The following is a 26656-nucleotide window of genomic DNA, read 5'->3' as shown; positions in this document are numbered from 1 at the left end:
GCGGTTCACTTCCGCTGCTGCGACCGTAGCCTCGGAGATGCACGCGTGCCTGCCGAGAAGAAGCACGGCACGACCGAGGCGAAGGAGATCCGATGCGGGACACCTGGCCGCTCGTCGCGGTGCTCGTGACGCTGCTGTTGACGACGTTCAGCCTCTCAACGGTCGTCTGGTCGATCGCGGGCCTGGCACGAGTCGCCTCGAAGGCGCGGCGCGGCGCGGTCCAGCCGGCCGAGCATCCGTCCGGAGCGTCCGCGCACCCGGCGGCCCCCACTCCGGCGAGGCGCCTCGTGCCCGCCGACGTGGCCATCCTGATCGCCGCCCACAACGAGTCCCTGGTCATCTCCGATACCATCCGCTCCGCCGCATCCCAGGTGCCACTGTCCAACGTCTTCATCGCCTCGGACGGGTCGAGCGACGACACCGTCGCCATCGGTGAGCGAGCGGGAGCCTCCGTGCTCGACCTCTTCCCGAACCGCGGCAAGGCCGGTGCGCTGACCGCGGCCATCGAGCATTTCGCGTTGCGCGACCGCTTCGAGGTGGTCCTCCTCCTCGACGCCGACACGCAGCTGCGTGGCAACTACCTCACCACCGGCCTGCCCCTGTTCGACGAGCCCGACGTCGTCGCCGTCGCAGGCCGGGCGACGACCGTCCCGTACCCACGGCCCACGACCCGGATGGGGCGCCTGCTCACCGACCACCGCGAGCGCGTCTACGTCTTCGTCCAGTACCTGCAGAAGTACGGACAGGCCGCGCGCGGGGCGAATGCGGTGACGATCGTTCCCGGATTCGCGAGCATGTACCGCACGTCGGTGCTCGAGCACGTCGACATCGCAGCCAAGGGCCTCACGATCGAGGACTACAACATGACGTTCGAGGTGCACGCCAAACGGCTCGGCCGCATCGCCTTCGACCCCGGCTGCGCGATCGCAGAGACCCAGGATCCCGTGACGCTGCGCGAGTACACGAGCCAGATGCGACGGTGGAGTCTCGGCTTCTGGCAGACGATCCGGAGGCACGGGATGCACCAGGGCGTGTTCTGGACGTCCCTGTTCGTCGGCGTGGTGGAAGTGCTCTTCGGCAGCGTCGTGCTGGCCCTCATCCTGCCGGCGTTCCTCATCTCGCTGCTCGCCTGGCTGAGCGTCGAGGTCTGGGCGATGGGAGGCGAAACCGCCCAGCTGGCGGCAGCCATCGCCGGGACGCTTCCACCGATCATCATCGCCGCCGGCCTGTTGGTTCCCGACGCCATCATGACCCTCATCGTCGCGTTCATCACCGGGCAGCGACCGCACGCGACGGCGCTCCTCTTCCCGTTCGTGCGGATCCTCGACGCCCTGATCTGCCTGCGCGCGCTCGTCGACGCCTACCTGCGCCCCTCCGACGGCCGGTGGCGGAGCCCAACCCGGCGGGCGTTCAGTGAAGCGCACTCATGAGCGCGACCAAGTGCGCCCGTGAGTCGATCGCGAGCTTCCGGTAGATGCGCGTGAGCCGCAGCTCGACCGTACGCTGCGAGACGAACAGCGCGGTCGCGATCTCCCGGTTCCGAAGCCCGCTCTGCACCAGACTCGCGACCTCCAGCTCATGGGAGTCGAGGAGGTCGAGCACCGGCGATGAGGACACCGTGGGCGTTGCCGACGGGGCTCCGTCCTCGCAGACCGCGCGCGCACGGGTCAGGGCCGCGCTCGACCACGCGCCTGGCCAGCGCTCGACCCGCCCGGAGAACTCGGCGAGCCTGGCTCGAGCATCCTCGAAGCGCCCGTCGAGGCAGAGCGCCTCGATGAGGTCCGCGTCGGCCCGCAGCACAGCCGGATCCTGGGCCTCACCCGGCACGACGGCTCCGGCCAGAAGCCGAGTCGCCTCCTCATACTGCCCGCGCGCCAGCGCTCGGCCGCCCTCGAGCACCGCCAGATGGCGAGAGACCACCGCGTTGTGCTCGAGCCCGCACCGCGACCTGGTCGTCTCGATGAGCTCATCCACCCGCGCAGACGGCTCCGGGTTGAGCAGCGATTCCGCACCAGCTTCGATGAGGCAGCGAACCGCGTCGACCGTCGACTCCGGCAGCAGGACACCGCGCCACGCCGCCACTGCATCCCGAACGGGCTCCTTGCGCGCCTCCCGCACTTCCAGCAAGACCAGCAGGCCGAGAACGGAGGCAAGCTGCGGTGACGAGAGCGGAGGGCCCCGGTCGAGCAGCGCCGCGGACACGCTGCGCGCTTCGGCGCACCTCCCAGCCATGACGAGCGTCTGGACGAGGACGATCGCATCGGCCGACTGCAGCTGGTGGACGTCGCGGACCGCCTCGTCGATGGGCGACAGCGGACTCGCCTCCACCCGCTCCTCCGGCAGCAGCGTCTCGGCCATCAGTCGGAACGGGAGCCCGCGCGCGGTGCCTGTCAGCATGCGCGCCCTTCGAAGAGCCACCTTCGCGCGCGGAACGTCCCATCGCAGGAGGTGGAGACGCGCCAGCGCGAGCAGCAGCGAGGCACACGCGCCGGGCTCGCCGCTGACACGCGCGGACAGGAAGGAGTCCACCGCCCGTTCCGACACGTGCGGCTCGAGCGCGAACTCGACCATCAGGGTCGCGTGCGCGCGACGCACGGCCAGGGCGACGCGTCCATCCGCTCCGCTGATCCTGCTCAGGTAGTGCTGCGCCAGCGTGAACTCGCCCTTCCGAATCAGCTCCTCAGCGAGGTCGAGCAGCAGCTCGCCGCGCTCCGGAAGCCCCGCGGACATCGACAGCGCACGCTCGGCGAACTCGACGGCGACCTCGATGGCGTCGGCACGCACAAACGATGCTGCAACGAGGAGGAGACTCAGCTCGGCATCGTCGGGCGGATGCAGGAAGCTGCGGTGCCAGAGGGAGATGCGGGGATCGACTCCATCGTGCAGCTCGGCCGCCGCGGCGTGCATCGCCCGGCGCTCATGAGCGTTCATGCTCGAGTAGATCCCGGATCGCAGCTGGCGGTCCGCGATGCGGAGCACGTCCTCGATTGATTCCACGAGGCCCTCCTCGAGCAGATCCTCGAGCGCGTCCTGCCGGTCTACGGAGCCCCCTTCGAGCGCCGCGCCCATCGAGGCAGGCGCAAGCGCGCACATCCTCAGCAGATCCGCGCGGACAGAACTGCGAGAGTCCGCGTCTCCCCATGCGCCCGTCGTGTCCTCGCCGACACGCAGCGGAATGCGCACAGCGTCGAGCCCTCGCCACTCACGCGCTGTGAGCTTCGCGCCCATGATGGCGCCCGGGTTTCCCCCCGACATGATCGCCACGATGCTCAGTACCCCCCGATCGGCCGGCCCCAGCCTGCGGGATGCTGCGAGACGCATCGAGACCGTCCGATCGAGCGGTTCCAGGCGCGTCTGCTCGAGCCACCCAAAGGGACCGTCTGCCGGCAGCTCGGTCGCGGTCGCGACGACGCGCAGACCCGTGGCCTGCCGTCGAGCGCAGAGGAACGCCAGCACCGACGCACTCGCCGGATCGAGATTGTCGATGCTGTCGAGCAAGAGCGGTTCAGGCTCGGGCTCGGGCTCGGGTGCCATCCGGAGCGAACGGCTGAGCTCGACTCCCACATCGAACTCCGTGGCGGATGCACCACGCGCGTGCTGAAGTGCACCGTCGATCGCGTCGGCCCTCCACCCGCCGAGTCCGGCCGCGATCGCGGACAGACCCGAGTACGACCAGGTCGCCTCCTGCGCGCTGAACCGCACGACATTGGCTCCGGCCTCAGCCGCGATGGACTCGAGCAGACTGGACTTGCCAACACCCCGCGCTCCGACGAACAGCAACAGGTCCTCGCGACCGCTCGACAGCACCGCACGGGCTCGAGCCCGTTCGGTTGTGCGTCCAATGAGGTTCATCGTTCCCGATTCCGCGCCGCCGAACACCGCCCCGGCAGCCATCTGCAGAGAACGGCGCACCCCCCGATGCGGAAGCGCCTGTACGCGGAGAGTAACCCAGGTTCGCAGTGATTCACCCACCAATTGGCCGGGAGCTTTCGCGTCCGACGGGGAGGCGCCCGCGGTGGACAGAATCGTTCCCTCTTCATCCATCCGCAGGGGATACCCTTCGTTCACCTCAAGAATTCTGCGACTGGATGCATCTTCCGTGGTTCCCACACTCTTCCCCTGGCTCGACCCCGAAACGATCATTCACGGCGCGGGCCCCTGGGCGCTGCTCGTCGTCTGCCTCATCGTGTTCTCGGAGACCGGACTCCTCGTCGGCTTCCTGCTGCCCGGCGACACGCTGCTGCTCATCACCGGGCTCCTCGCCTTCTACCCAGGCATCGGCTTCGACATCTGGTGGGTGTGCCTCGCCATCGGCCTCGCCGCGTTCCTCGGAGGTGAGGTCGGCTACCTGATAGGCCGAAAGGCCGGCCCGAGGATCTTCGAACGCAAGGAGAGCGGCCTCTTCAGCATGAAGAACGTCGAACGCACCAACGCGTTCTTCGAGCGTTTCGGCGGCCTCGCCGTCATCGTCGCCCGCTTCGTGCCCATTGTCCGCACATTCGCTCCCGTCGCGGCCGGCGTCGGCAAGATGGACTACCGCAAGTACACGATCTACAACCTCATCGGCGCCCTCATCTGGGGGGCCGGCCTCACCTTCGCCGGTTACCTCCTCGGCTACGTGCCCGTGCTCGGCGACTTCATCCGCGAGTACATCGACGTGATCCTGATCCTCGCCGTCCTCGCGACCGTCGTGCCCACGACCATCCACTACCTCCTCAACGCACGGAAGTCGCGGCGCGAAGCTCAGCAGCTGAGCGGTGAAGAGGCGGAAGCCCTCGCCCTCTCGCCGAAGGACTTCGACCAGAAGCTGGGCGACTGAGCGCCGCACGAGAGGAAACCGGACGGCGCGAACCGCCCGTCACAAGCCCAGCCTCGACGCGTTGCGGCACGTTTCGCACCGCCGACCGACGCCTCCAGTGAGACGTAGGCTGGCCTTCCGCGGCATCGTCTGCCGCGTCTCTGACGGCGTTGCAGTGAGGAGTTCTGTTCTCGGATGAGCGGCATCTGGCGGTACCAGTCGACTTCGATCCCCCTCAGACTGGCGAACGCCGGAGCGGTTGTCGCTCTTCCTCTTCTCGCCGTCGAACAGCTCGGAGATGTCGCGGTCGGCGGGTTCCTCGTCGCCGTCGCTCTCTTCCCGAGCGTCATCGCCGCGCCGCTCGTCGGCGCGCTCCTCGACCGGATGCGCCGGCCCCGCCTGCTCCTCATCATCGGCGGTGCCATCACAGCCGCCGCGTACCTGTTCGCGTCGCAGCTCGGCACCCTGCCGATCGGCGTCATCGCGCTCATCCTGGCGGTTGCCGGCTTCGTGACCCCCGCATACATGGGCGGCCTCTCGAGCTTCGCGCCAGACAACATCGAACCCGTTCGGAAGGCGTATGCGCAGGACGCCCTGTCCTACACGATCGCGTCGGTCGGCGGGCCCGCGCTGGCCGCGCTCGCGATCCCGCTCGCCGGGTCCGCTCGGCTCGCGATGGTGCTCCTCGCAGCCCTCGCGTTCATCGGGGCGATGGCCGGGTTCGGCATCCGGATGCACCCAAAGGCGGGCACCGTCGAAGGGCTCGGCCGCACCATCGCCCGCGGCATGACCTACCTCGTGCGGCACAAGCCGATCGCCATCGTCACCACGGCGGGCACCGTCAGCCAGATCGCCGGCGGGGCGCTCGGCATAGCAGCGATCGCCATCTCCCTAGAGCGCACCGGCTCGGAGGCATCCGCCGCCTGGATCGTCACGGCCTACGCCATCGGCGGCCTCGCCGGCGCACTGTTCATGGCCATCAGGACCTGGACCACGCGCGGCCCCGTCTGGGTCATGGGCATGGGCTTCGTCGCGACGGGCGCGTTCCTCCTCATCGCCGTCCCAGCGCTCCCTGTCGGCTTCACGTTCGCCGCCGTCTTCATCGCCGGCCTCTTCGCGGCCCCCGCGAACGCCGCCATGATGCTGCTGCGCGACAAGGAGAGCAAGCCGAACGTGCGCTCCCAGGTCTTCACCATCGGCGCAGGACTGCGCGTCACCGCCGCCGCGATCGGCGCAGCCGTCGCAGGCCTCATCGCCGGGTTCGACGCCGGTTGGCTCGTCGCCGGCATGGCCATCATCTGGATCCTCTCCGGCGCCATCCTCTGGTTCTTCCCGAACCCGCCGGCCCGCACCGGCGTCATCCCCGTGCAGAAGGGCCCGCGGGCACCGTAGGGGCGCGGCGCGGCGCGGGCTCGGGCTCGTTGGGCTCGGGCTCGTTCCAAGTTCTCGGATGCGGCTCGCGGCTGGGCGCGGCCAGCCGCTGGACACGGCCTTCTCTCGAATCGCTGCCAGCCAAATGCCCCTTCTCGCGCGCCAGACCTCGATCGCTGCCAGCCGATTGGCCCTTATGGCACCGCCGATTCAGGCCATTTGACTGGCAGTGATCGGGCGCGAGATGGCGCGGGTGCACGGGCCCCGTCGAGCTGGCATGCGAGACTCGCCGGGAGACGCGCGTCCAGTGCCCGAGCGAGCGGAGCATCCCGTGGCCTATAACCCCGTGCTCGTGGTCGCCGTGATCGTTCTCGGCTTCGCGGCGGTCACGTTCCTTGTCGTGTGGATGGTGCGCGCCGCACCGCGCCCGCCCCGCGACTCCGAGCTCTCCCCCGACGAGCGTCGCCGCCGGGCCGAGAACCCGCCCCCGCCGCCGACCAGCTTTGACCATGGGAACAACTCGGGGTACTGAGGCCGTGCCGACGGGATCATCCTGCGATGAGGCCAGCCGCGAGGTTGGCTACGACATGCACGACGGCGCCCGGAACGAACGTGTCCGTCTTCTCGCGCAGCCAGCCGAGCATCCACCCCGCCGCGAACTGCACCGGGATGATCGGCCACAGGCGGACGTCGATGAGCAGCAGTGCAGAGTGCGGGAGCACGAACAGCGTCGATTGAACGAGGTTCCCGACGGCGAAACCGAGCCGCCGAACGAAGACTCCCCCGAGCAGACCACGGAAGAAGACTTCCTCACCGACCGCGCGCAGCACCATCGACACCGCGACACCGACCGACGTGACCCTGGTCACCGTGACTCCGGGCGCGGCGAGCGCCTCCTCCGGGATGAGCACTATCGCGAGCCAACCGGTGAGGAGCAGCGGCAAGAGGAGCAGCGCCGCCAAGCGATAGGCGGAGGCCGAGCCCCAGGATGCGCCGAGCCTGTCGAGCGCTGAGCGCAGCGTGCGGTGCTCCCCGCGCGACTGCACCAGCACGTAGACCAGCGCGGGGAGGCAGAACACGACGAACTCGACCACGGCCCGAGCCTAGCTGCGGGGTGGTGGCGCCCGCGGTATCCACCCGGTATCCGTCCCCACGCCCGCGCCCGCAGCATCCGTTCGGCAGTCGCTGCCAGCCACGTGGCCCAATCACCGCCGCACGACTCCATCGCTGCCAGCCAAGTGGCCCTTCAGCCTCTGCCATAGGGGCTACTTGACTGGCAGCGATCAAGTGCGGCGGCGGATGCGTGCGCGGGTGGGGTGGGGCTACGCGAGGCCCACGATCAGCCAGACGACGGAGCAGAGCAGGAAGCCGACGAGGCCGAGCACGGTGGTGAGGACGGTCCAGGTGCGCAGGCCGTCCGCGACGCCGAGGCCCAGGTAGCGGGTGACGACCCAGAACCCGGAGTCGTTGACGTGGGAGAGGCCGAGCGCGCCGAACGCGATCGCGAGGGCGAGCAGCGCGATCTGGATCGTCGAGTATCCGCCGCCGAGGATCGACGCGCTGAGGAGACCGGCGGTCGTGAGGATCGCGACGGTCGCGGAGCCCTGAGCCGCGCGCAGGGCGAGCGAGATCAGGTAGGCCATGAGCATGAGGGGCATGCCGGTGGCGAGGAGCGTCTCGCTGAGCGCCGCGCCGATGCCGCTCTCGGTGAGCACGCGGGCGAACGCGCCGCCGCCGCCGGTGACGAGGATGACCACTGCGACGGGCGGGAGGGCTGCCTCGACGACGTCGCCGAGCTGCGAGGCGCTCCAGCCGCGGCGGATGCCGAGGAAGAAGCTCGCGAGGAGCACCGTCACGAGCAGCGCGAACAGCGGGGCGCCGATGAACGCGAGTACGTTGCGGACGGGGTCGCCGGCGGGGAGCAGCGTGGCGCCGACCGTGCCGAGCGCGATCATGATGAGCGGCGTGACGATGAGCGTCATGACCATGCCGGCGCTCGGCGGGGCGACGGTGCGCGCCTTGGTTGCGGTGCCGGATGAGCCGGACGCGCCGTCCGCCGAGCCGGACGTGCCCTCGGCGTCGGCGACGACCGCATCCGCCTTCTCGGTGCCGAACTCGGCGAACGACTTCGCCGTGGTCGGCAGCATCGTGAAGTCGTTGCGGTTGAGCCACTTCGAGAAGAAGTGCGAGACGACGGCGAGCACCAGGCAGACGGGGAGGCCGATCATGGTCACCCAGCCGAGGTCGGCACCGAGGATGCCGGCGCCGCCCACGATGCCGGGATGAGGGGGCATCGCGACGTGCACGGCGAGCATGATGCCGCCGACGGGGAGACCGAACTTCACCGGGTTGACGCCGGCGGCCTTGCAGAAGCCGTAGATGATCGGCACGAGGATGATGAAGCCGACGTCGAAGAAGACGGGGATCGCGAGCACAAGCGCGGCAGCCGTGAGGGCACCGGCGACGCGCCGCGGCCCGAGCAGCTTCGTGAAGCGACCCGCGAGGCTGGATGCGCCGCCGGAGATCTCGATGATCTTGCCGAGCATCGCCCCGAGCGCCACGAGGATCGCGACCGAGCCGAGCACGCCGCCCATTCCGGCGATGATCGACTCGATGATGCCGATCTTCGCCGGCTCGAGCTCGGTCTCGGGAACCGTCACGAGCGGCAGCCCCGTGGCGAGGCCGACGAGGACGCTCACGATGAGCAGCGCCAGGAAGGCGTGCACCTTGAGTTTGATGATCAGCAGCAGGAGGAGGCCGATGCCTCCGGCCGCGATCGCGAGCAGCAGGAATGTGGACAAGTCCGTCTCCTTTGACGAGAGCGAGGTTGTGACGAGCGTTGGCGCGAGAGCGGGGGCCCTCGCCGAGGGGTGTCTGGGACTACGTGAGTCCTAGTCGGTGGTCTTCGGGGCGAGGGCGAGGATGACGGCCGAGTCGTCGGCCGCGCCGAGACCTTGCGCCTGCCCGAGGAGGTACAGCTGCTCGGCGGCTGCTGCGACCGGCGTGGGGAGTCCGACGGCGCGGCTCGCCTTGCCGACGATGCCCATGTCCTTCACGAAGATGTCGAGTCGGCTGAGCACCTCGGCGCCGTCCTCGTCGTAGGCCTCCAGGATGCGCGGCCCGCGGTTCGCGAGCATGAACGAGCCGGCGGCACCCGCCCCGAGCGTCTCGAGCGTCTTCTCGGGGTCGAGGCCGAGTCGCTCGGCGAGGGCGAGCGCCTCGGCGGCGGCGGCGATGTGCACGCCGCACAGCAGCTGGTTGACGGTCTTGAGCGCCTGGCCGTCGCCGGGGCGGTCGCCCACGACGGTGAGCGTGGATGCGAGCAGCTCGAGCACGGGCTGCGCCTTCTCGCGGGCGGCAGGGGTCGCGCCGACGACGATGAGGAGGTCGCCCTGGCCCGCGCGGACGGGACCGCCCGACAGGGGCGCATCCACGAGTTCGACCGAGTGCTGCTCGAGGCGGGTGACGACCTCGGCGATGCCGTCGGTGCCGACGGTGCTCGTGAGGATGACGACTGCGCCTTCGTCGAGCTTGTCGGCGATGCCGTTCGCGCCGAACAGCACGTCGTGCAGCTGCTCGCCGTTGCGGACCGCGAGGAGGACGGCGTCGACGCCCGTGACGGCGCTGGCCGCGGAGTCGTGCGGCACGATGCCCGCGGCGGCCGCGAGGTCGAGGCGCGGCTGCGCGATGTCGAAGCCGTTGACCGTGAGCTGGCTGCTGAGGCGCGTCGCCATCGGCAGGCCCATGGCGCCGAGCCCGAGGACGGCGACGGAGTAGGAAGAGGAGGTCATGGTTGCTCGTTTCTCAGTGCGTGTACGAATGAATGCGCGTACGGGTCTCAGCGCTGTTGCTGATCAGTTGGATGCGGGAATGGATGCGGGTGCTGCCGCGCCGGCTGCGGGGACGACGCCGGTCGCGGCGCTCGCGTGGAACTTCTCGACGACCCGCGCGAGCGAGTCCTCGTCGCCGACGTTGCCGGCGAACACGACGTAGGGGATGCCGTCGGCCGGTCCTCCGACCGCCTGCCAGAGGGAGACGATGCCCGGGAGCATGGGGCCGCGGACAACCGCGTGGCGGATCTCGAGGCCGTTGGTGGCGACGTCGCTCGAGGTGATGCCGCCCTTGGCGATGACGAAGCTGGGCGGCGTCTCGCGGAGCGCGTGGGCGACGACCTCGCAGACGGCGGCCGAGACGTTCCTCGAGATGGCGAGCGACGCATCCGCATCGTCGGTCTTCACGAGCTCGCGGCTCGTGTGGAGGATGACGTCCCCGACCGCGAGCGCCTCGATGACGCGCGCCTTGGCGTCGTCGAGGTGCGCCTCGCGATGGTCGGCGTCGATGATCGCCGAGACGGAGAGCTCGACGGTCGGGAGGTCGGGGTGCTCCTGGTGGAGGGCCGCGAGCTGGCGGGTCGTGAGGTCGACGTGCGAGCCGACGACGATGAGGCCGCCGGCGGCGGATCCGGCTGCGTCGTCGCGGGCGAGCTGGGCCGGTTCCAGGGGCGACGCGATCTCCTGCCCGATGCGGGCCCGCACGAACGGCGGCCCGACGCGGTACAGGAACTGCTTGCCGTCGGCCTCTGCGAGCTCGAGCCCGAGGGCGACGATGCGGATGTCGTCCTCGATGACCACATCGACGACGATCGGCTGGCCGTCGCGCGCATCCTGCAGCACGGCGGCGACCGCCTCCGGCCCGCTGCGGATGATGTCGAGCGAGAGCACGGTGACATCGGCGGCCGCCCAGCGGCCCTTCGTCTTCTCCTCGACCCACTCGGGCAGGGCCGAGCTGCGGAATCCGAACGTCGCGTCCCTCGCGAACTCCGTCTCGGCGACGGGCACGAGCTCGCCGTTCTGGCGGTAGTAGTGGATGCCCCCGATGGTGACCCTGCCAGCGTCCGGGAAGGCGGGGACGATGAGGACGCCGTCGGGAACCGGGCCGCCGAGCTCTTCAAGCGTCGCCGCGATGACGTCGGTCTCGAGCGGGTAGTGGCCGCGCAGCGTGCTGTCGCCGCGGCTCACGAAGGCGACGCGGCGCTCGAGGCGCTCGGCGGCGGCGAGTGCCGCCGTGACGATCTCGCGGTTGCGCGCGGCGGCGGACTCCGCGTCGAGACTGCGCGTGTTCGTCAGCACGTAGACGGCGTCGCGGCCCTGCTCGAGCGCCCAGACGAGGTCGTCCTGCTCCCAGCGGGTGAGGACGGGGAGGTCGGCGACCGACTGCGTCCCCGTCGGGTCGTCGTCGAGGACGATGAGGGTCACTCCCGACTCGCGGACCGGGTCGGCGACCTCCGCGGCATCGACGTGCACTGGGGCGGGGTACTGCGCGAGCAGTCGGGTTTCATCCATCAGAGAACTCCCTTGTAATCGGATATCAGATAGCTTGCGCCCGACGGAGAGTGTTGTCAAGGAGATATCTGATATCGCTGCTCAGGATGCGTGGATATAGCGGCGCGGTCAGGCCTGAGGCCCGAGCACGTACTGCTGCAGATCATCCGCGGTCTGCTGCATGTGCGATTCCATCGCGACGCGGGCGGCGGCGGGCTCGCCGGATCGGAGCGCTTCGAGGATCCCCGCGTGCTCGCGGATCGCATTCACCTGCACCTGCGGCACGGCCGAAGTCTCGTAGCGGCGCTCGTAGAGGAAGCGGCCGAGCGGCTCGAGCAGCACACGCAGGAACGGGTTGCCGCTGGCCCGAAGCACCACGTCGTGGAACGCGATGTCGGCCGTCACGAACGTGTGCACGTCGTCGGCGGCGGATGCGGCGCGCATCTCCTCGAGGTACGCCTCGAGTCGCTCGAGGTCGTCGGAGGTGCGCAGCGGGGCCGCGAGCTCGCACGCGCCGGTCTCGATCATCCGCCGCAGCTGGACGAGCTGCACGGAGGCCTGCGCCTTGCCGCCGGTCGAGGTCGCAGCGCGGAGGAGCGGCTCGATGCCGGTCCAGTCCTCCATCGGCAGCACGCGGCCGCGCGTGCCGGGGACCGGCTGGACGACGCCCTGCGCCTGCAGGGTCTTGAGCGCCTCACGGAGCGTCAGGCGGTTCACGCCGAGCCGCTCGGCGAGGTCGATCTCGCGCGGCAGCGGAGCCCCCTGCGGCAGCTCCCCCGAGATGATGTCATCGAGGAGCCGGTCGCTGACCGACTGAACAAGCGACGCTCTCGCCATGATGACCTCCGGTGGTGACCTCCGAACTCGCAATGGTAGTCGGCGGGGCAGCGCCCGCACCCCTACGCCCGCGCGCGTGCACCCCGCGTGCACCCCGCGCGCTCACCCCGCACCCGTGCCCCGCGCCCGTGGCCTCGCTCCCGCGCATCCGCCACCCGATCGCTGCCACCGCTTCCGCCGTTCCGAGCTGCACCGCGCTTCGAGGGGGATCACTGCCAGCCAAGTGGCCCTTCAGCCGCCGCCCGACTCGGTCGCTGCCAGTCAAGTGGCCCTTCAGCCGCCGCCCGACTCGGTCGCTGCCAGTCAAGTGGCCCTACAGCCGCGGCCATACGGGCCAATTGACTGGCAGCGATCGGGCAGGCGCACGGCGACGGGGACGGGGCGGGGCGGCGGAGGTGGAGGTGGCAGGGCGGGGAGGGCGGCGGAGGTGGGGCCGCGTCACGGCAGCGTGACGGCGACTTCCACGGCGAAGTCGCTTTCGTCTTCGCCGACGACGCGCTGGCGCACCTCCTGCGACTGGAGCGCCACCCCGCGCTGCGCGAGCGCGTCGAAGAGGGCCACGACGGCCGGATGCACGGAGCCGTCCGGCAGGTCAGCGCCGTCCGCCCGCCACACGGCAACAAGCTCGGTCCGCGGCGGCAGTTCGTCGGCGAGGATGCGCTCGTCGTCCCACGACGCGTCTCCGGTTTCCGGATTGCGCGCGACCGGCCAGCAGAGCAGCATCTGCAGTTCAGGGGCTCGCGCCGCGCTGCCCGGGGCCTCCCGAAGCGATGTCCAGAACGCGGGACCCGGCTCGAGCCCAGCCTCGACACTGCGCCGGTACAGTTCGCCGAATTCTCCATTCGCGTCCTCATCCGTCAGTACCGCGCCGTCCCTGCCCGCACCGTCGGCGCCCGCGTCGAGGGCGGCGGGCAGCGGGATGACGCGCGCGACGAACGGCGTGGCCCCGAGTCGCCGCTCCTCGACGACGACCGGGCGCGCGAATGCCGCGAGCACTGCATCCGCAGCCGTCATGGCCGCATCCTCGGCATCACGCTGCTGCAGCACATTCACCCGGTGGCGACGCAGCACGTCGGCCACGTCGCCGTCTCGAAGAGCCCTCGCCGCGGTAGGCAACGGAACGCCGGCTGCCCGCAGCGCCTGCAGCAGGGCGCCGTCGCGCACCTGCGACTCTGCGTACCTGCGATACCCGGTCGCCGCATCCACTTCGAAGGGGACAAGCGCCTTCGTCTCGTCGTAGTGACGCAGCGCCTTCACGCTGATGCCGGTCGTGTTCGCGAATTCTCCGATGGTGAGCATGACTCAAGCCTGCCGCCTCCCGTAACAGGAAGGTCAAGGGCGGGAATACACGGGAACGCTGGCCGGTTAACCCCTATACCCCCAAGGGGTATACGCGACACCGCACCACGTCGCCAAGCCGAGGAGAAGCCCATGAGCACACAGCACGAAGCGCACACCCACAAGCCGGGCCAGGCGACCACGCACGGCCAGCCTTCCGAGCACGAGCATGAGCACGAGCACGCGGGGTACGAGGACGAAGCGCACACCCACGCGGGGCACGGGGACTCGGCAGGGCACGCCGGCCACGCCGGCCACGGCGCGGATCACGTCGCGCAGTTCCGGCGCCTCTTCTGGATCAACCTCGTTATCGCCGCGCCCGTCATCGGCTTCTCGAGCATGTTCGCGATGCTCCTCGGCTATGAGGTCCCCGACTTTCCCGGCGCGGTCTTCATCGCACCCATCCTCGGCACCGTCATGTACGTCTGGGGCGGGCGCCCGTTCCTGACCGGCGCGATCGGCGAGCTCAGGGCGCGCAAGCCCGGCATGATGCTGCTCATCGCACTCGCGATCACGGTCGCGTTCGCAGCTTCCTGGGGCGCGAGCCTCGGCCTCCTGCACCACGACCTGGAGTTCTGGTGGGAGCTCGCGCTGCTGATCGTCATCATGCTGCTCGGCCACTGGATCGAGATGCGTTCGCTCGCGCAGACCACCTCGGCGCTCGACTCCCTGGCGGCCCTGCTGCCGGATAGCGCCGAACGCGTGGAAGGCGATCGCATCGTGCGGGTCTCCCCCGCCGAGCTGGCCGTCGGCGACTTCGTCGTGGTTCGGCCGGGCGCGAGCATGCCGGCTGACGGCAGGATCACGGAGGGCAGGGCCGAGATCGACGAAGCGATGGTCACCGGCGAGTCGCGCCCGGTGTCCCGCGGCGTCGGCGACACGGTCACGGCCGGGACCGTCGCGACCGACTCCGGTGTGCGCGTCCAGGTGACCGCCACGGGCGACAGCACCACCCTCGCCGGCATCCAGCGGCTCGTCACCGAAGCACAGAACTCGACATCACGAACGCAGCGGATCGCCGACCGAGCGGCCGCCTGGCTGTTCTGGTTCGCCCTCGGTGCCGCCGCCATCACGGCGATCGTCTGGACGCTCGTCGGCAACCCTGACGCCGCCGTCATGCGCACCATCACCGTCCTCGTCATCGCCTGCCCGCACGCACTGGGCCTCGCGATCCCGCTCGTCGTGTCGATCGCCACCGAGAAGGCGGCACGCAGCGGCGTCCTCATCAAGGACCGCCTCGCACTCGAGAGCACCCGCATCATCGACGCCGTCCTCTTCGACAAGACGGGCACCCTCACCAAGGGCGAGCCGATGCTCACCGAGATCGCCGTCGCAGGTGCCCTCACGGCCGATGAGGTACTCGCCGTCGCGGCCGCGGCGGAAACCGACAGCGAGCATCCGCTTGCCAGGGCCATCGTCCGCGCGGCGGCCGAGCGCGGTCTCTCCGTACCCGCGTCGTCCGAGTTCACCTCCTCACCGGCGGTCGGCGTCACGGCGACGATCGACGGGCGGGAGGTCCGCGTCGGCGGCCCGCGCCTCCTCGAGGAGCTTGGTGCATCCGAAATCCATGAAGCGGATGCGTGGCGCGGCGACGGCGCGATCATCCTGCACGTCGTGCGGGATGGCGAGGTTGTGGGCGGCCTCAAGCTCGCCGACGAGATCCGCCCCGAGTCGCGCGAGGCCGTGGATGCACTCCACCGCCTGGGCATCGAGGTCGTCCTGATCACGGGTGACGCCGAGGCCGTGGCCCGCGCGGTGGGCGAGGAGCTCGGCGTCGACCGCGTCTACGCCGGCGTGCGGCCCGAGGACAAGTCGGCGAAGGTCGCCGAGCTGCAGGCCGAGGGCAAGAAGGTCGCGATGGTGGGCGACGGCGTCAACGACGCCCCGGCCCTCGCCCGGGCCGACGTCGGGATCGCCATCGGCGCGGGCACGGACGTGGCCATCGCGTCCGCCGGGGTGATCCTCGCGAGCGATGACCCCCGCTCCGTGCTCTCCGTCATCAAGCTGTCGCGAGCGAGCTACCGCAAGATGAAGCAGAACCTCTGGTGGGCGGCCGGCTACAACCTGCTGTCGGTGCCACTCGCGGCGGGCATCCTCGCACCCGTCGGGTTCATCCTGCCCATGTCGATCGGCGCCGTGCTCATGTCGCTCTCGACGATCGTCGTCGCCCTCAACGCGCAGCTGCTGCGCCGCGTCGACCTCTCACCGGGCGCCAGCGCCTGCGTGAAGTAGCAAAGGGGACACGAACGCCCTGCCGCACGGGTCTGCGGCAGGGCGTTCGTGTCGCCGGACCGGCGAGGGCACGTGCAGTATTCGCTCAGGCCGCCGCCATCTCGAGTGCTTCCTCCGCTCGCTCGGCGCTGCCCTCCGCGAGGCCGCGCTTGAGTGCGGGGTCCAGTGCGACGCACAGGATCACCCCGACGGCCAGCACCGCGACCTCGGTGACGGTGAGCGCCCAGATGATGCCGGCCAGGCCGAACCAGATGCTTCCCGCGATCACCACCGGGATGAACAGCACCCCCTGAGCGGCCGACATGATGGTCGCGGGAAGGGCCCGGCCAGTCGCCTGGAACAGCGACGTGATGAGGCCCGTGAAGCCGTTCGCGATCATCGCGATGAGCTGCGCAGCGAGCACGACAACGCCGATCGCGAGCACGGATTCGTCGGCCACGAAGAGCGTGAACACCTGGTCGCGGAAGCACAGCACCAGCGTGGCCGCGAGCGCGGCGACCGCACCGACCGTGATCGCGGATGCTCGCAGTGCGGATGCGAAACGGGCGCCGTCGCCCTTCCCGTACGAATAGGCGAGGAGCGGCAGCACGCCGAGCGTGACGCCCATGATGAGGAACTCGGGCACCTGCGCGATGCGGACGGCAACCCCCATGGCGGCGAGCGGGCCCTCGCCGTAGGCGGCCGCGAGGTTGTTGAGCACAAGCGCCGTGACGATGAGGAAGGCCGACTGGAGCAGCGTGCCCACGCCGACACCGAGCACCGGCTTCTGCACGGAGCCCGCGAGCGTGAACCAGCGCGGGGAGAGACTGACGTGCTCGCTGTTGCGGGTCAGCCAGACCACGAAGTACGTGACGACGACGAGGTTCGCGAGCCCGGTCGCCACTGCAGCCCCCGCCACTCCCCAGCCGAGCACCAGGATGAACAGGGCGTCGAGGGCCAGGTTCGCGACGGCGGAGAGGATGAGCGCCACCATGACCTGCTTCGCCGCGCCTTCCGCTCGGACGAGCTGCTCGAGGCAGACGGCCGCCGCGAGGACGGGCACGAAGCCGAGCAGCACGCCAACGAAGGCGCTCGTGGGCGCCGCAACCGACGCATCCGCGCCCAGCAGCGAGACGAGCGGCGACAGGAACACGAGCCCGATGCCGCCGACGACAGCGCCCGCGACCACCGAGCCCCAGAGCGAGTAGGAAGCGACCCGCTTGATCGTCGCCGCCTTCGACGGGTCGCGTTCGGCGCCGCCGAGGAGGCGCGAGACGAGCGCCCCTCCCCCAACCCCGAAGACGTTCCCGACCCCCATGACGAGGCCGAGGATCGGCGACCCGAGGGTGACGGCTGCAAGCAGGGCCGTGTTGTCGAGCGAGCCGATGAACCCTGCATTGATGAGGTTGTAGATCGCCCCGACGATCATCGCGGCGGCCATCGGCACACACAGGTGCAGGAGCGCGCTGATGATGGGCGCCGACGAGAGATACCAGCGGTTCGTGCGCGGGGCATCCGCGGAGACTTCAGTGGCTGAGGACAGGTCGCCCCTTGTTTCGGTTGGAGGTGGAGTGGTCATGGCTGCTTCTTTCTGGGCAGGACGAAGAGCGCGCCGACCAACGTCGGCACGTGAAGGGGTGGATGCGCGGCCCGGCCGTGGGTTTCGGGGCCGGTTCCGGGGCTAGTCGCGCACTGGCTGCGGGAGCTGCGCCGTGATCTTGGCGAGCAGCGCCTGGAGCGCGGCCCGCTCGTCGGCGTCGAGCGGCGCGAGGATCGTCTCGTCTGCGGCGATCATGGCGTCCTCGAACCCGGCGATGAGCTCGGCTCCGGCTGGCGTGGCGTAGACGCGCTTGGTGCGCTCGTCGCCGCCCTCAGTGCGGCGTTCGATGAGCCCTCGCCCTTCGAGACCGCGGAGCAGGCTCGAGACGCTGGCGGGCGTCGTGCGACTCATGCGCGCGAGTTCCGACTGGCTGGCCCCTGGGCTCTGCACGAGGTAGCCGAGCACGAAGCTCTGCGGCCGGGTGAGCTCGCGCTCGCGAGTCCAGTCTTCCCCGGCCTTCATCTGGGCCCAGCTGATCCACCGAACGAACTCGAGGGGCGCGCGAGGGGCTGGTGCTGTCTCCGACATAGTTAGAACTATGACAGTTAGATATCTAACCGTCAAGATGGACCCGCGACGCGTCCGCACCCCGCGCGTAGACTGGGCGGATTCCCCGGGAGGAGCAACGATGCCCGAACCGAAGCATCCAGAGAAGCACGCGAAGCCCGTCGACGGCGTAGCGCGCATCGTCGAGAACATCGACGAGACCGCCGCCATGTTCTCCGAGCCGAAGATCACGGCCGTCGGCATCCCCGCCGTGCTCAACTCGCTCAAGGTCACGACGGCACAGATGGGCGCGACACGCACGGCCCGCACCCTGCTGCGCATCAACCAGAAGGACGGCTTCGACTGCCCCGGATGCGCGTGGCCGGAGGGCAAGCACCGCAGCCCCGCCGAGTTCTGCGAGAACGGCGCCAAGGCCGTCGCCGAGGAGGCCACGAAGCGGCGCATCCCGCCGACCTTCTTCGCCGAGCACTCCGTCGAGGAGCTGCGCACGTGGGACGACTACTCGCTTGGCCAGCAAGGTCGCCTGACGCATCCCATGCTCCTCGACGAGGGCGGCACGCACTACCGCGCCGTCAGCTGGGACGAGGCGTTCGACATCATCGCCGACGAGTTCGCCCAGATGTCGAGCCCGGACGAGGCCATCTTCTACACCTCGGGCCGCACCTCCAACGAGGCGGCGTTCGTCTACCAGCTGTTCGTGCGCGGACTCGGCACCAACAACCTCCCCGACTGCTCGAACATGTGCCACGAGTCGAGCGGCTCAGCCCTCGGCGAGACCCTCGGAATCGGCAAGGGCTCGGTGAGCCTCGAGGACATCCACGAGGCCGACCTCATCATCATCGCCGGCCAGAACCCCGGCACCAACCACCCCCGCATGCTGACCGCGCTCGAGAAGGCGAAGATCAACGGCGGCAAGATCATCGCCGTGAACCCGCTGCCGGAGGCTGCGCTCATGCGGTACGAGAACCCGCAGACCGTGCGCGGCATGGTGCTCGGCGGCACCGCACTGAACGACCTGTTCCTGCAGATCAAGCTCGGCGGCGACCAGGCGCTCTTCCAGGCGCTGGGGCGCATCCTGCTCGACGCCGAGGAGGCCAACCCCGGTACCGTGTTCGACGCCGAGTTCATCGCCGCCAAGACGGAGGGGGTGGATGCGTACCTCGAGTCGCTCCGGCGGCTCGACTGGCCGGAGGTCGAGACGGCCACGGGCCTCACCGAGGCTGAGATCCGCGAGGCCGGCGAGATGCTGCTCGCCTCGAAGTCGACGATCGTCTGCTGGGCCATGGGCCTCACGCAGCACAAGCACTCCGTGCCGACCCTCCGCGACTGCGTCAACCTGCTGCTCCTGCAGGGCAACATCGGCAAGCCGGGTGCGGGCGTCTGCCCCGTGCGCGGGCACTCCAACGTGCAGGGCGACCGCACGATGGGCATCTTCGAGAAGATGCCCGAGTCGTTCCACGACAAGCTCGACGCTGAGTTCTCGTTCGCCTCCCCCCGCAAGCACGGCTACGACACGGTCGAGGCGATTCGCGCCATGCGCGACGGCAAGGCCCGCGTCTTCATGGCGATGGGCGGCAACTTCTCCCGCGCGACGCCGGACACGGCCGTGACCGAGGCCGCCATGGAGTCGCTCGCCCTCACCGTGCAGGTGTCGACGAAGCTCAACCGCTCGCACGTCGCGACGGGACGCCGGGCCCTCATCCTCCCCACCCTCGGCCGCACCGAACGCGACCGACAGGCGGGCGGCACGCAGCGCGTCACCGTCGAGGACTCCATGAGCGCGGTCCACGCCTCGCGCGGACGCCTCGAGCCGGCCAGCGATGAGCTGCTGAGCGAGGTCGCGATCGTGACGATGCTCGCCGAGCGGGTCCTCACCAGATCGCGGCCGAACGTGCCGCAGGTGAACTGGGCCGAGCTGCGCGCCGACTACGCGAACGTGCGATCGTCCATCTCCCGTGTCATCCCCGGTTTCGAGGACTTCGAGGCGAAGATCGACGAGCCGGGTGGGTTCATCCTGCCGAACGGCCCGCGCGACGGCCGCGACTTCTCGAGCATCGGCGGCACGGCGAAGTTCACCGTGAACGAGCTCGAGTACCCGAAGGTGCCGGAGGGTCGCCTCCTGCTGCAGACGCTGCGCTCGCACGACCAGTTCAACACCACCATCTACGGCAAGGACGACCGGTACCGGGGCGTGAAGAGCGCGCGGCGCGTCGTGTTCGTCAACGAGGCGGATGCGCGCGACCAGGGCCTCGCGGACGGAGACCACGTCGACATCGTCTCTGAGTGGCCGGGCCGCGACGGCACCGTCGAGGAACGCCGGAGCGACCGCCACCGCATCGTGGTCTACTCGACGCCGCGCGGCTGCGTCGCCGCGTACTACCCGGAGACGAACGTGCTCGTGCCGCTCGACTCGACCGCCGACGTCAGCAACACGCCGACGTCGAAGTCGATCGTCGTCCGGCTGGAGAAGCTCGCCTCGTAGGCGCGGGCAAGCTCCGAACTCGCTCCGAGCGCTCTCCGGGCCGGCCTGAATCTCGACTCCCGCTTCACATGCTCAGAGAGCTGACAGGCGAGCGGGACCGGTCCGTGACTCCATTTTCGGGGCGGAGTCAAGCCGATTCCTTAGTGTACGAAAGATCGGGCGGAGGGGCGCCCGGACACTTCTGGCCCTCCTCCGTCCTCTGAACGCGGGACCCGAGATTCGGGTCCGCGCCATGAGAGGAGGACGATCATGTCCACTCGACAGGAATCCAATCCAGGTCTGACCCCGCGCAGGGTCTTCTCTGTGCTTGCCGCCACGGCGGGGGCGTTGGTGCTCGCGGGCTGCCAAGTTCCAGCATCACCTGCCACCTCGGCTCCGCCGGCCGTGACCGAGACGGTCACGGTGACCGAGACGGCCGCCCCGGCCGAGACGGCCGACGGCGACACAGACAGCAGCGACACAGGAACGGACGGCTCGTCGGAGACCGGCTCAGACGTCTTCGATCCGGACGGAAGCATCGAGGGTGCAGAGAGCGTCGCGGAGATGTTCTTCACCGCAGTGGATGAGGGCGACTGGGTGACGGTGGCCGACAAGTCAGGCGACCCCGAGATCGTGTCGCGGATCCAGAACAACAGCGACATCCGCGACGCCTTGACCCAGTACGCGGGTTCGCCGGTCACCTGCGTGCATCGTGATGACGACCGCATCCAGCAGACCCTGAGCGACGCCTTCACCGTGATCGACGACACCTACGCGTGCACGCGCGTCGACGTCGAACCGCTCGACGCGGAGTTCTGGGCCTTCCCGACGCTCTTCGTCTCCGTCGATTCCGCCGGGGAGATGATGATCGTGTACCGCACGATCACCTACTGGGACTGAGCAGCAGGGAAGGTTCGGTCGGCGCGGCTGCTTCGGCCAGTGCGGAAGGTTCGGGCGGTGCGGATGGTTCGGGCGGTGCGGATGGTTCAGCGGCGGCGGATGCGGATCGGCCCCTTGGCCGTCGCGCCGTCGACCACCTCGCCGCCCTGGGTGATGTCGACCTCGCCCGACTCGACGAGTCGCCGCGCGGCGGCCCTCGCCGCCTCCATCTCATCTCGCCACTCGTCGCCGCCGACGACTCGAGCCGCCTCCGATGGGCAGATCGTGGCCCCTTCGGCGCGCTTGTCCAGGAGATCGAGAATCACCCGCTCGAGCTGCCCGCCAGCGCGATCGGGGCCACTCTCGGGGTCGCCAGCCGCGCTCACAGCAGCCGCTCCGCCAGCACCTTCGCCGTCGCTTCGGGATGCACGCGGTGACCAACCGACTCGGCAACCTCGACGAGCTCCGCGCCCGGCAGGGTCTCGGCAAGCCGCTTCGCGGCGCTCGCGAGGAACGGGAACGTGTCGCCGCCCACGACGATCGTCACGGGCACCTGCACGGCGACCATCGCCTCCGTGGGCGTCGACACCTGGCGCACGAGCTGCGCGTCGTAGACGGTCGACTGCGCGAGCGGCACGAGCCCAGGGAAGATCGGGCTCTGCTTGATCTGCTCCACGAGGGCAGGGTCAAGGCCCACGCCTTCGAGCTGGAAGGTGGAGACGGCCGTCGCCTCGTCGCCGTCGTCGACGAGGCGCTGCAGACGCTCGGCGAGATCGGCGGCAGGCTCGTGCTGTCCGAAGCGGAACGGAGGCTCGGAGAGGAACAGATGCTGCACGGGCACGCCCAGCGACGCGGCGAAGAGCGCGAGCACGGCGCCAGAGGAATGCCCGATGACACTCACCCGGCCGCCGACCGCGTCGATGACGGCCGCCAGGTCTTCAGCTTCGCGCTCCGGTGCCGAGGGTTTCGTGTCGCCGCTGTCCCCGCGAGCGCGACGGTCGTAGGAGACAGCCGCAAATCCCGCCCGGACGAGCGCCATCGCGAACTCCGTCACATCGCGCGCCGTCGAGAAGGCACCATTGACGATGACCACCACAGGCCCCTCCCCGCGGATCTCGTACGCGATGCGGGTCCCGTCGGCGGAGGTGGCGACCTCGCGGTCGACGCGCACCCCACCCAAGTCGTTCTGTTCTGCTGCAACCATGTTCCTGCTCCCCTGCGCCCGCAAGTACCGGCCTCGGTGCCCGCACTCGACTACGACGACAGTCTGCACCCGGCCACCGACAAAACCAGGCGAAAGCCCCCGACGCATACGTCGAGCCCCGCACTGCAGTCCATCCCTGCAGCGCGAGGCTCGGCGCCATCCACGCTCTGTCGCGGTCTATTGTCCCCCGCGCAGAGCTACTTCACGTAGCCATTCGGGTTGAGCACGTACTTCTTCGGCGCTCCCGCGTCGAAGTCGGCGTACCCCTTCGGAGCCTCGTCGAGCGTGATGGGGGTCGCCTGCACTGCATCCGCGATCTTCACCTTGTCGAAGAGGATCGCCTGCATGAGCTGGCGGTTGTACTTCATGACCGGGCACTGGCCGGTCGTGAACGACAGCGACTTCGCCCAGCCGAGGCCGAGACGAATCGACAGCGAGCCGACCTTCGCGGCATCATCGACGCCGCCCGGGTCGCCCGTCACATACAGGCCGGGGATGCCCAGCGCTCCGCCAGCCTCCGTCACCGTCATGAGCGAGTTGAGCACCGTCGCGGGCGCCTCGTGCCCCGCGTCCGAGCCGTGACCGCGGGCCTCGAAGCCCACCGCATCCACACCGCACTCGACCTCCGGCACACCGAGGATCTGCTCGATCTGTTCACCAGGGTCGCCCTTCGAGACGTCGACCGTCTCGCAGCCGAAGGACCTCGCCTGCGCGAGACGGTCCTCGTTGAGGTCGCCGACGATGACGCACGCAGCGCCCAGCAGCTGGGCGCTCACCGCGGCCGCGAGGCCGACGGGCCCGGCGCCGGCGATGTAGACGGTCGACCCCGGGCCGACACCCGCGGTGTACGCACCGTGGAACCCGGTCGGGAAGATGTCGGAGAGCATCGTCAGGTCGAGGATCTTCTCGAGCGCCTGGTCGCGGTCGGGGAACTTGAGGAGGTTCCAGTCGGCGTACGGCACGAGCACGTACTCAGCCTGCCCGCCGACCCAGCCGCCCATGTCGACGTAGCCGTACGCGCTGCCGGGACGGTCGGGATTGACGTTGAGGCAGATGCCCGTCTTGCCCGCCTTGCAGTTGCGACAGCGCCCGCAGGCGATGTTGAACGGCACCGAGACGATGTCGCCGACCTTGATGAACTCGACGTCCGGCCCGACCTCGATGACCTCGCCCGTGATCTCGTGCCCGAGCACGAGGTCGACGGGGGCCGTAGTGCGACCGCGCACCATGTGCTGGTCGGAGCCGCAGATGTTCGTGGTCACGGTGCGCAGGATGGCGCCGTGCCGCACCTGCCGACCCACGTTCGCCGGGTTCACGCCCGGCCCGTCCTTCAACTCGAACTCGGGGTATGGGATGTCGATGACCTCGACCTCGTTCGGCCCCTTGTACGCGACAGCTCTGTTGCTCGCCATGATCTCTCCTTTGAGTTGAGCGGATGCTGCGTGCGGTGCGCGCGAACGCGCAGCCCTGCGAACGTCTCTGTTACGCAGTGTTTCGAGGCTATGGTCCACCCCAACGCCGCGCCAGGATCCGGGACGGATGAGGAGTGGATGCACAGGCGCATGTCCGGGTGACCGGCCGCGACGTTTCCACCGGTCCGTCCGGAATAGCCGCGACGATCCCGTGGTTGTTGTAGCTGCAAGCACCCTCTCGGAAGGAACACCACAGCATGGCAATTGTCATCACCGGCGCCACCGGACAGCTCGGCACCCTCGTCATCGACAGCCTGCTCGAACGAGGCGCTGCTCCCGCAGACATCGTCGCGGGCGGGCGCAACGTGGAGCGCCTCGAGCAGCTCGCCTCGAAGGGCGTCCGCACTGCCGTCATCGACTACGCGCGCCCCAAGACAGCCGCAGAGGCGATCAGCGCCGGCGACACCGTGGTGCTCATCTCCGGCAACGAGGTCGGGACCCGAGTCGCCCAGCACGAGACGATCATCGACGCGGCGAACGACGCAGGCGCAGCCCGGATCATCTACACGAGCGTCCTCGGCGGCGACCCAGACGCCCTCATCCTCGCCCCGGAGCACGTCGCCACCGAGTCCCTCATCCGCGAATCAGGCCTGCCGTACACCGTCGCCCGCAACGGCTGGTACACCGAGAACTACGTCGCCGAGATCGCCCAGGGCGAGACCACTGGCGTCATCGCGAACAGCGCCGGCAGAGGCCGCGTCGCGAGCGCGTCACGCGCCGACTACGCGTCGGGCATCGCCGCGATCGCCCTCGAAGACGGCCACGACGGCAAGGTCTACGAGTTCTCCGGCGACCAGGCCTGGGACTTCGACGAGTTCGCGAGGACCCTCGCCGACGCCATCGGCCGCGACGTCGAGTACCGCGCCCTCACCACGGAGGAGCACGCAGCGGCCCTCACCTCGAACGCCGTCGACGAAGGCACGATCGGCTTCATCACCGGGCTCGACACGAACATCCGCGACGGCGCCCTCGGCCTCACGACCGGCGACCTCTCCCGTGTCTCCGGGCGACCGACGACCACCCTCGCCGAAACGCTGCGCACCCTCACCGCGTAGCGCCGCGAGCTCGGCGCGCAGCGTGCCGCCGCGACCTGAGGCTCTCGACTCTCGACTTGCCCGCTTTCGGGATGGGTTACACGCACGCAGATGGGTTGCAGAGCATCCGCGTGCGCGAACGCCATCCCGAAACGGAAGCGGCAGCTAGAAACGGCGGCGGCAGCCGCCGAGGCGACACGGTGCAGCCCGCCGCCGGTCCCGCAGGGCCAGGCGAGCCGGTATGGCGAGCACGCACGCAACGCCCCACTCGGCATGGAGAACTCACCTCGTTGCGGAAACTTTCCCCGCACGAAGCGACTTTCCCATCCCGAGACGCCCCGGGGACGAGACGAACACGGAAACGGGACGGGGCGCGCGTTCGGCCGCACGGCCGATCGGATGCGCGGAGTGGCTACCGCAGGGGCTGCGCGGCGAGCGAGCGCGGCCGGTTCAGGGAGAACAGCTCGGGCGCCGCGCCCGGGCCGTTCTCGGCGAGGTCGGCACCGAGTCGCCCGATCGATGGCACGAACTTGAAGCCCTCCCCCGCGAATCCGGCGAGCACGACGATGCGGCCGACTCTGTCGACCACGAACCTGGCGTCGTCGGTGGTCGTGTAGGTGCAGCTGATCGGTTCGGCGCTCTCAGCGTCGACGCCGGGCAGCCAGTCGCGGGCGTACTGCCTGATCGCGTCGAGCTGCGCCGGCACCGGCAGGAAGTCGCGCGAATCGGGGTCCACGATGGGCCCAACTCCGTGCCAACCCGCTTTGATGCCCTCGCCCGGCGTGAGCATCCCGTACACGGGGGAAAGCCACCCCTCGTACCCGGGGCGGCCGAACGCCGGGAGGTGGTTGAAGCTCGGCCAGTCGATGTAGCCGTTGAACTCGCGGAAGTGCACGGGTGCCTCCTGCGTGACCCGCATCCGCGGCAGCTCGACGATGCCGGCGAGCAGCGTACGAGTCCACGCGTTGACGGCCGAGACGACGATCTTCGCCGTGATCGTCTCGCGCGCGTGGCCGCGGTGCTCCGGCGCCTCACCCCACGAGTGTGCCTCGACGACGACCCGATCGGTCTCCTCCACGACGCTCACGGCGCGCTTGCCCCAGCTCAGCTCGGCCCCACTCGCCGCGGCCAGCTCAGCCATGCTGGTGAGCGCATCGGCGGCCCGGACCCGGCCCGCTCTCGGCAGGTGCAGCACCTCGGTGTCGAAGCGGATGCCCGGCCACCGCTCGCCCGCGTCCTTCGTCGAGAGCAGCTCGGCCGCCTCCCCTCCCGCGGAGATGGCGGCGTGGACGTCCGGGCTCGCGGCCCCCGGCCCGTGGTTGACGAGGCCGACGAGGTCGAGGATCTGCCGGCCGGAGTCGAGCTGCAGCTCGGTCCACAGCGCGCGCGACTCGTGCAGCATCGCGACGAGGTCAGGCTGCGTGTACGAGGTGTTGAAGTTCCGGGTCGCACCGTGGGACGCGCCCTGGTGGTGGCCGGGCTGGAACTGCTCGAGCAGCCGGACACTCCTGCCGCGCCTCGACAGCTGCCACGCGGTCGACAGCCCCATCGCTCCGCCGCCGATGATGAGCACGTCAACGTCAGTCATGACGCAACGCTACTCGCACTCACCCGGGTCACTTC

Annotated in this window: 21 protein-coding genes; 8 read left to right on the top strand and 13 right to left on the bottom strand. The window is 69.7% G+C overall.

All coding sequences use genetic code 11. The annotated features are described in order from the left end of the window. The first annotated feature begins 92 nt into the window (after nt 1–92). Entirely contained in the window at nt 93–1430 is a 1338-nt protein-coding gene (locus HDC34_RS01805; protein WP_179555599.1) for a glycosyltransferase, read from the top strand. Here the strand turns inward: HDC34_RS01805 and HDC34_RS01800 are convergent. After that, on the bottom strand, nt 1411–3852 hold the full coding sequence (locus HDC34_RS01800) for a LuxR family transcriptional regulator (protein ID WP_179555598.1): 2442 nt from the start codon (nt 3850–3852) through the stop codon (nt 1411–1413). The genes HDC34_RS01805 and HDC34_RS01800 overlap by 20 nt on opposite strands. A 247-nt stretch (nt 3853–4099) precedes the next feature. Between HDC34_RS01800 and HDC34_RS01795 the strand changes: the two genes are divergently transcribed. The 3 genes from HDC34_RS01795 to HDC34_RS01785 all read left to right on the top strand — a co-directional run bounded on the left by HDC34_RS01795 (nt 4100) and on the right by HDC34_RS01785 (nt 6701). Then, nucleotides 4100–4819 (top strand): VTT domain-containing protein, encoded by a 720-nt coding sequence (locus tag HDC34_RS01795; protein WP_308807226.1) that lies wholly within the window; start codon nt 4100–4102, stop codon nt 4817–4819. A gap of 174 nt (nt 4820–4993) precedes the next feature. Next, a complete protein-coding gene (locus tag HDC34_RS01790) occupies nt 4994–6190 on the top strand; it encodes an MFS transporter (protein WP_179555596.1) in 1197 nt (398 codons plus the stop codon). A 310-nt stretch (nt 6191–6500) separates the two neighbouring features. Further along, nucleotides 6501–6701 (top strand): hypothetical protein, encoded by a 201-nt coding sequence (locus tag HDC34_RS01785; RefSeq protein ID WP_179555595.1) that lies wholly within the window; start codon nt 6501–6503, stop codon nt 6699–6701. 16 nt (nt 6702–6717) lie between these two features. Here the strand turns inward: HDC34_RS01785 and HDC34_RS01780 are convergent, their stop codons facing one another. The 6 genes from HDC34_RS01780 to HDC34_RS01755 form a co-directional block, all read right to left on the bottom strand. Then, nucleotides 6718–7263 (bottom strand): CPBP family intramembrane glutamic endopeptidase, encoded by a 546-nt coding sequence (locus HDC34_RS01780; RefSeq protein ID WP_179555594.1) that lies wholly within the window; start codon nt 7261–7263, stop codon nt 6718–6720. 228 nt (nt 7264–7491) lie between these two features. Continuing rightward, a complete protein-coding gene (locus HDC34_RS01775) occupies nt 7492–8970 on the bottom strand; it encodes a GntP family transporter (RefSeq protein ID WP_179555593.1) in 1479 nt (492 codons plus the stop codon). Between the two features lie 90 nt (nt 8971–9060). Then, nucleotides 9061–9960 (bottom strand): NAD(P)-dependent oxidoreductase, encoded by a 900-nt coding sequence (locus HDC34_RS01770; protein ID WP_179555592.1) that lies wholly within the window; start codon nt 9958–9960, stop codon nt 9061–9063. A gap of 63 nt (nt 9961–10023) precedes the next feature. Next, nucleotides 10024–11514, bottom strand: a complete 1491-nt coding sequence (locus tag HDC34_RS01765) for a four-carbon acid sugar kinase family protein (protein WP_374757235.1) — start codon at nt 11512–11514, stop codon at nt 10024–10026. Between the two features lie 105 nt (nt 11515–11619). Continuing rightward, entirely contained in the window at nt 11620–12327 is a 708-nt protein-coding gene (locus HDC34_RS01760; protein ID WP_179555590.1) for a FadR/GntR family transcriptional regulator, read from the bottom strand. Nucleotides 12328–12765: 438 nt separating this feature from the next. Next, nucleotides 12766–13626, bottom strand: a complete 861-nt coding sequence (locus HDC34_RS01755; RefSeq protein WP_179555589.1) for a MerR family DNA-binding transcriptional regulator — start codon at nt 13624–13626, stop codon at nt 12766–12768. A gap of 132 nt (nt 13627–13758) precedes the next feature. Between HDC34_RS01755 and HDC34_RS01750 the strand changes: the two genes are divergently transcribed. Then, nucleotides 13759–15897, top strand: coding sequence for a heavy metal translocating P-type ATPase (locus tag HDC34_RS01750; protein ID WP_179555588.1), 2139 nt, complete (start codon nt 13759–13761; stop codon nt 15895–15897). Nucleotides 15898–15982: 85 nt separating this feature from the next. Here the strand turns inward: HDC34_RS01750 and HDC34_RS01745 are convergent, their stop codons facing one another. Together HDC34_RS01745 and HDC34_RS01740 are read right to left on the bottom strand one after the other, a co-directional pair. Then, nucleotides 15983–17455 carry an MATE family efflux transporter gene (locus HDC34_RS01745; RefSeq protein ID WP_179555587.1) on the bottom strand — a complete coding sequence of 491 codons (1473 nt, stop codon included), beginning with the start codon at nt 17453–17455 and terminating at the stop codon, nt 15983–15985. A gap of 102 nt (nt 17456–17557) precedes the next feature. Further along, nucleotides 17558–18004, bottom strand: coding sequence for a MarR family winged helix-turn-helix transcriptional regulator (locus HDC34_RS01740; RefSeq protein ID WP_179555586.1), 447 nt, complete (start codon nt 18002–18004; stop codon nt 17558–17560). Nucleotides 18005–18191: 187 nt separating this feature from the next. On the opposite strand from HDC34_RS01740, the gene HDC34_RS01735 reads away from it, so the two are divergent. Together HDC34_RS01735 and HDC34_RS01730 are read left to right on the top strand one after the other, a co-directional pair. Further along, nucleotides 18192–20465 carry an FdhF/YdeP family oxidoreductase gene (locus HDC34_RS01735; protein WP_104313479.1) on the top strand — a complete coding sequence of 758 codons (2274 nt, stop codon included), beginning with the start codon at nt 18192–18194 and terminating at the stop codon, nt 20463–20465. A 249-nt stretch (nt 20466–20714) separates the two neighbouring features. Further along, complete coding sequence (locus HDC34_RS01730) at nt 20715–21344, top strand: hypothetical protein (protein WP_179555585.1); 630 nt, start codon at nt 20715–20717, stop codon at nt 21342–21344. An 86-nt stretch (nt 21345–21430) separates the two neighbouring features. Here the strand turns inward: HDC34_RS01730 and HDC34_RS01725 are convergent, their stop codons facing one another. From HDC34_RS01725 to fdhA, 3 genes are all read right to left on the bottom strand, one after another. Next, nucleotides 21431–21709, bottom strand: a complete 279-nt coding sequence (locus HDC34_RS01725) for a DUF3253 domain-containing protein (RefSeq protein ID WP_179555584.1) — start codon at nt 21707–21709, stop codon at nt 21431–21433. Further along, complete coding sequence (locus tag HDC34_RS01720; protein WP_179555583.1) at nt 21706–22527, bottom strand: alpha/beta fold hydrolase; 822 nt, start codon at nt 22525–22527, stop codon at nt 21706–21708. The genes HDC34_RS01725 and HDC34_RS01720 overlap by 4 nt, the downstream gene beginning before the upstream one ends. Nucleotides 22528–22724: 197 nt before the next feature. Continuing rightward, nucleotides 22725–23939, bottom strand: a complete 1215-nt coding sequence (gene fdhA / locus HDC34_RS01715) for a formaldehyde dehydrogenase, glutathione-independent (protein WP_104313265.1) — start codon at nt 23937–23939, stop codon at nt 22725–22727. Nucleotides 23940–24196: 257 nt separating this feature from the next. Here fdhA and HDC34_RS01710 point away from each other — a divergent pair, with 257 nt between their 5' ends. After that, entirely contained in the window at nt 24197–25054 is an 858-nt protein-coding gene (locus HDC34_RS01710) for an SDR family oxidoreductase (protein WP_179555582.1), read from the top strand. Between the two features lie 391 nt (nt 25055–25445). On the opposite strand, the gene HDC34_RS01705 is transcribed toward HDC34_RS01710, so the two are convergent. Then, nucleotides 25446–26621, bottom strand: coding sequence for an FAD-dependent oxidoreductase (locus HDC34_RS01705; RefSeq protein ID WP_179555581.1), 1176 nt, complete (start codon nt 26619–26621; stop codon nt 25446–25448). Nucleotides 26622–26656: the final 35 nt, after the last annotated feature.

The organism is Pseudoclavibacter sp. JAI123 (assembly GCF_013409665.1).
Taxonomy (GTDB): domain Bacteria; phylum Actinomycetota; class Actinomycetes; order Actinomycetales; family Microbacteriaceae; genus Pseudoclavibacter.
The sequence above is the reverse complement of the archived record's forward strand: the minus strand, read 5'-3'. Positions and strand labels throughout refer to the sequence as shown.

Excerpts from the sequence above, each read along its gene's own strand:
- HDC34_RS01750 (WP_179555588.1), top strand. The coding sequence starts at position 13,759 with ATGAGCACACAGCACGAAGCGCACACCCACAAGCCGGGCCAGGCGACC.
- HDC34_RS01735 (WP_104313479.1), top strand. The coding sequence starts at position 18,192 with ATGTTCTCCGAGCCGAAGATCACGGCCGTCGGCATCCCCGCCGTGCTC.
- HDC34_RS01710 (WP_179555582.1), top strand. The coding sequence starts at position 24,197 with ATGGCAATTGTCATCACCGGCGCCACCGGACAGCTCGGCACCCTCGTC.
- HDC34_RS01745 (WP_179555587.1), bottom strand. The coding sequence starts at position 17,455 with ATGACCACTCCACCTCCAACCGAAACAAGGGGCGACCTGTCCTCAGCC.
- HDC34_RS01800 (WP_179555598.1), bottom strand. The coding sequence starts at position 3,852 with ATGAACCTCATTGGACGCACAACCGAACGGGCTCGAGCCCGTGCGGTG.
- HDC34_RS01720 (WP_179555583.1), bottom strand. The coding sequence starts at position 22,527 with ATGGTTGCAGCAGAACAGAACGACTTGGGTGGGGTGCGCGTCGACCGC.
- fdhA (WP_104313265.1), bottom strand. The coding sequence starts at position 23,939 with ATGGCGAGCAACAGAGCTGTCGCGTACAAGGGGCCGAACGAGGTCGAG.
- HDC34_RS01705 (WP_179555581.1), bottom strand. The coding sequence starts at position 26,621 with ATGACTGACGTTGACGTGCTCATCATCGGCGGCGGAGCGATGGGGCTG.
- HDC34_RS01805 (WP_179555599.1), top strand. The coding sequence starts at position 93 with ATGCGGGACACCTGGCCGCTCGTCGCGGTGCTCGTGACGCTGCTGTTG.
- HDC34_RS01790 (WP_179555596.1), top strand. The coding sequence starts at position 4,994 with ATGAGCGGCATCTGGCGGTACCAGTCGACTTCGATCCCCCTCAGACTG.
- HDC34_RS01755 (WP_179555589.1), bottom strand. The coding sequence starts at position 13,626 with ATGCTCACCATCGGAGAATTCGCGAACACGACCGGCATCAGCGTGAAG.
- HDC34_RS01730 (WP_179555585.1), top strand. The coding sequence starts at position 20,715 with ATGTCCACTCGACAGGAATCCAATCCAGGTCTGACCCCGCGCAGGGTC.
- HDC34_RS01740 (WP_179555586.1), bottom strand. The coding sequence starts at position 18,004 with ATGTCGGAGACAGCACCAGCCCCTCGCGCGCCCCTCGAGTTCGTTCGG.
- HDC34_RS01760 (WP_179555590.1), bottom strand. The coding sequence starts at position 12,327 with ATGGCGAGAGCGTCGCTTGTTCAGTCGGTCAGCGACCGGCTCCTCGAT.
- HDC34_RS01770 (WP_179555592.1), bottom strand. The coding sequence starts at position 9,960 with ATGACCTCCTCTTCCTACTCCGTCGCCGTCCTCGGGCTCGGCGCCATG.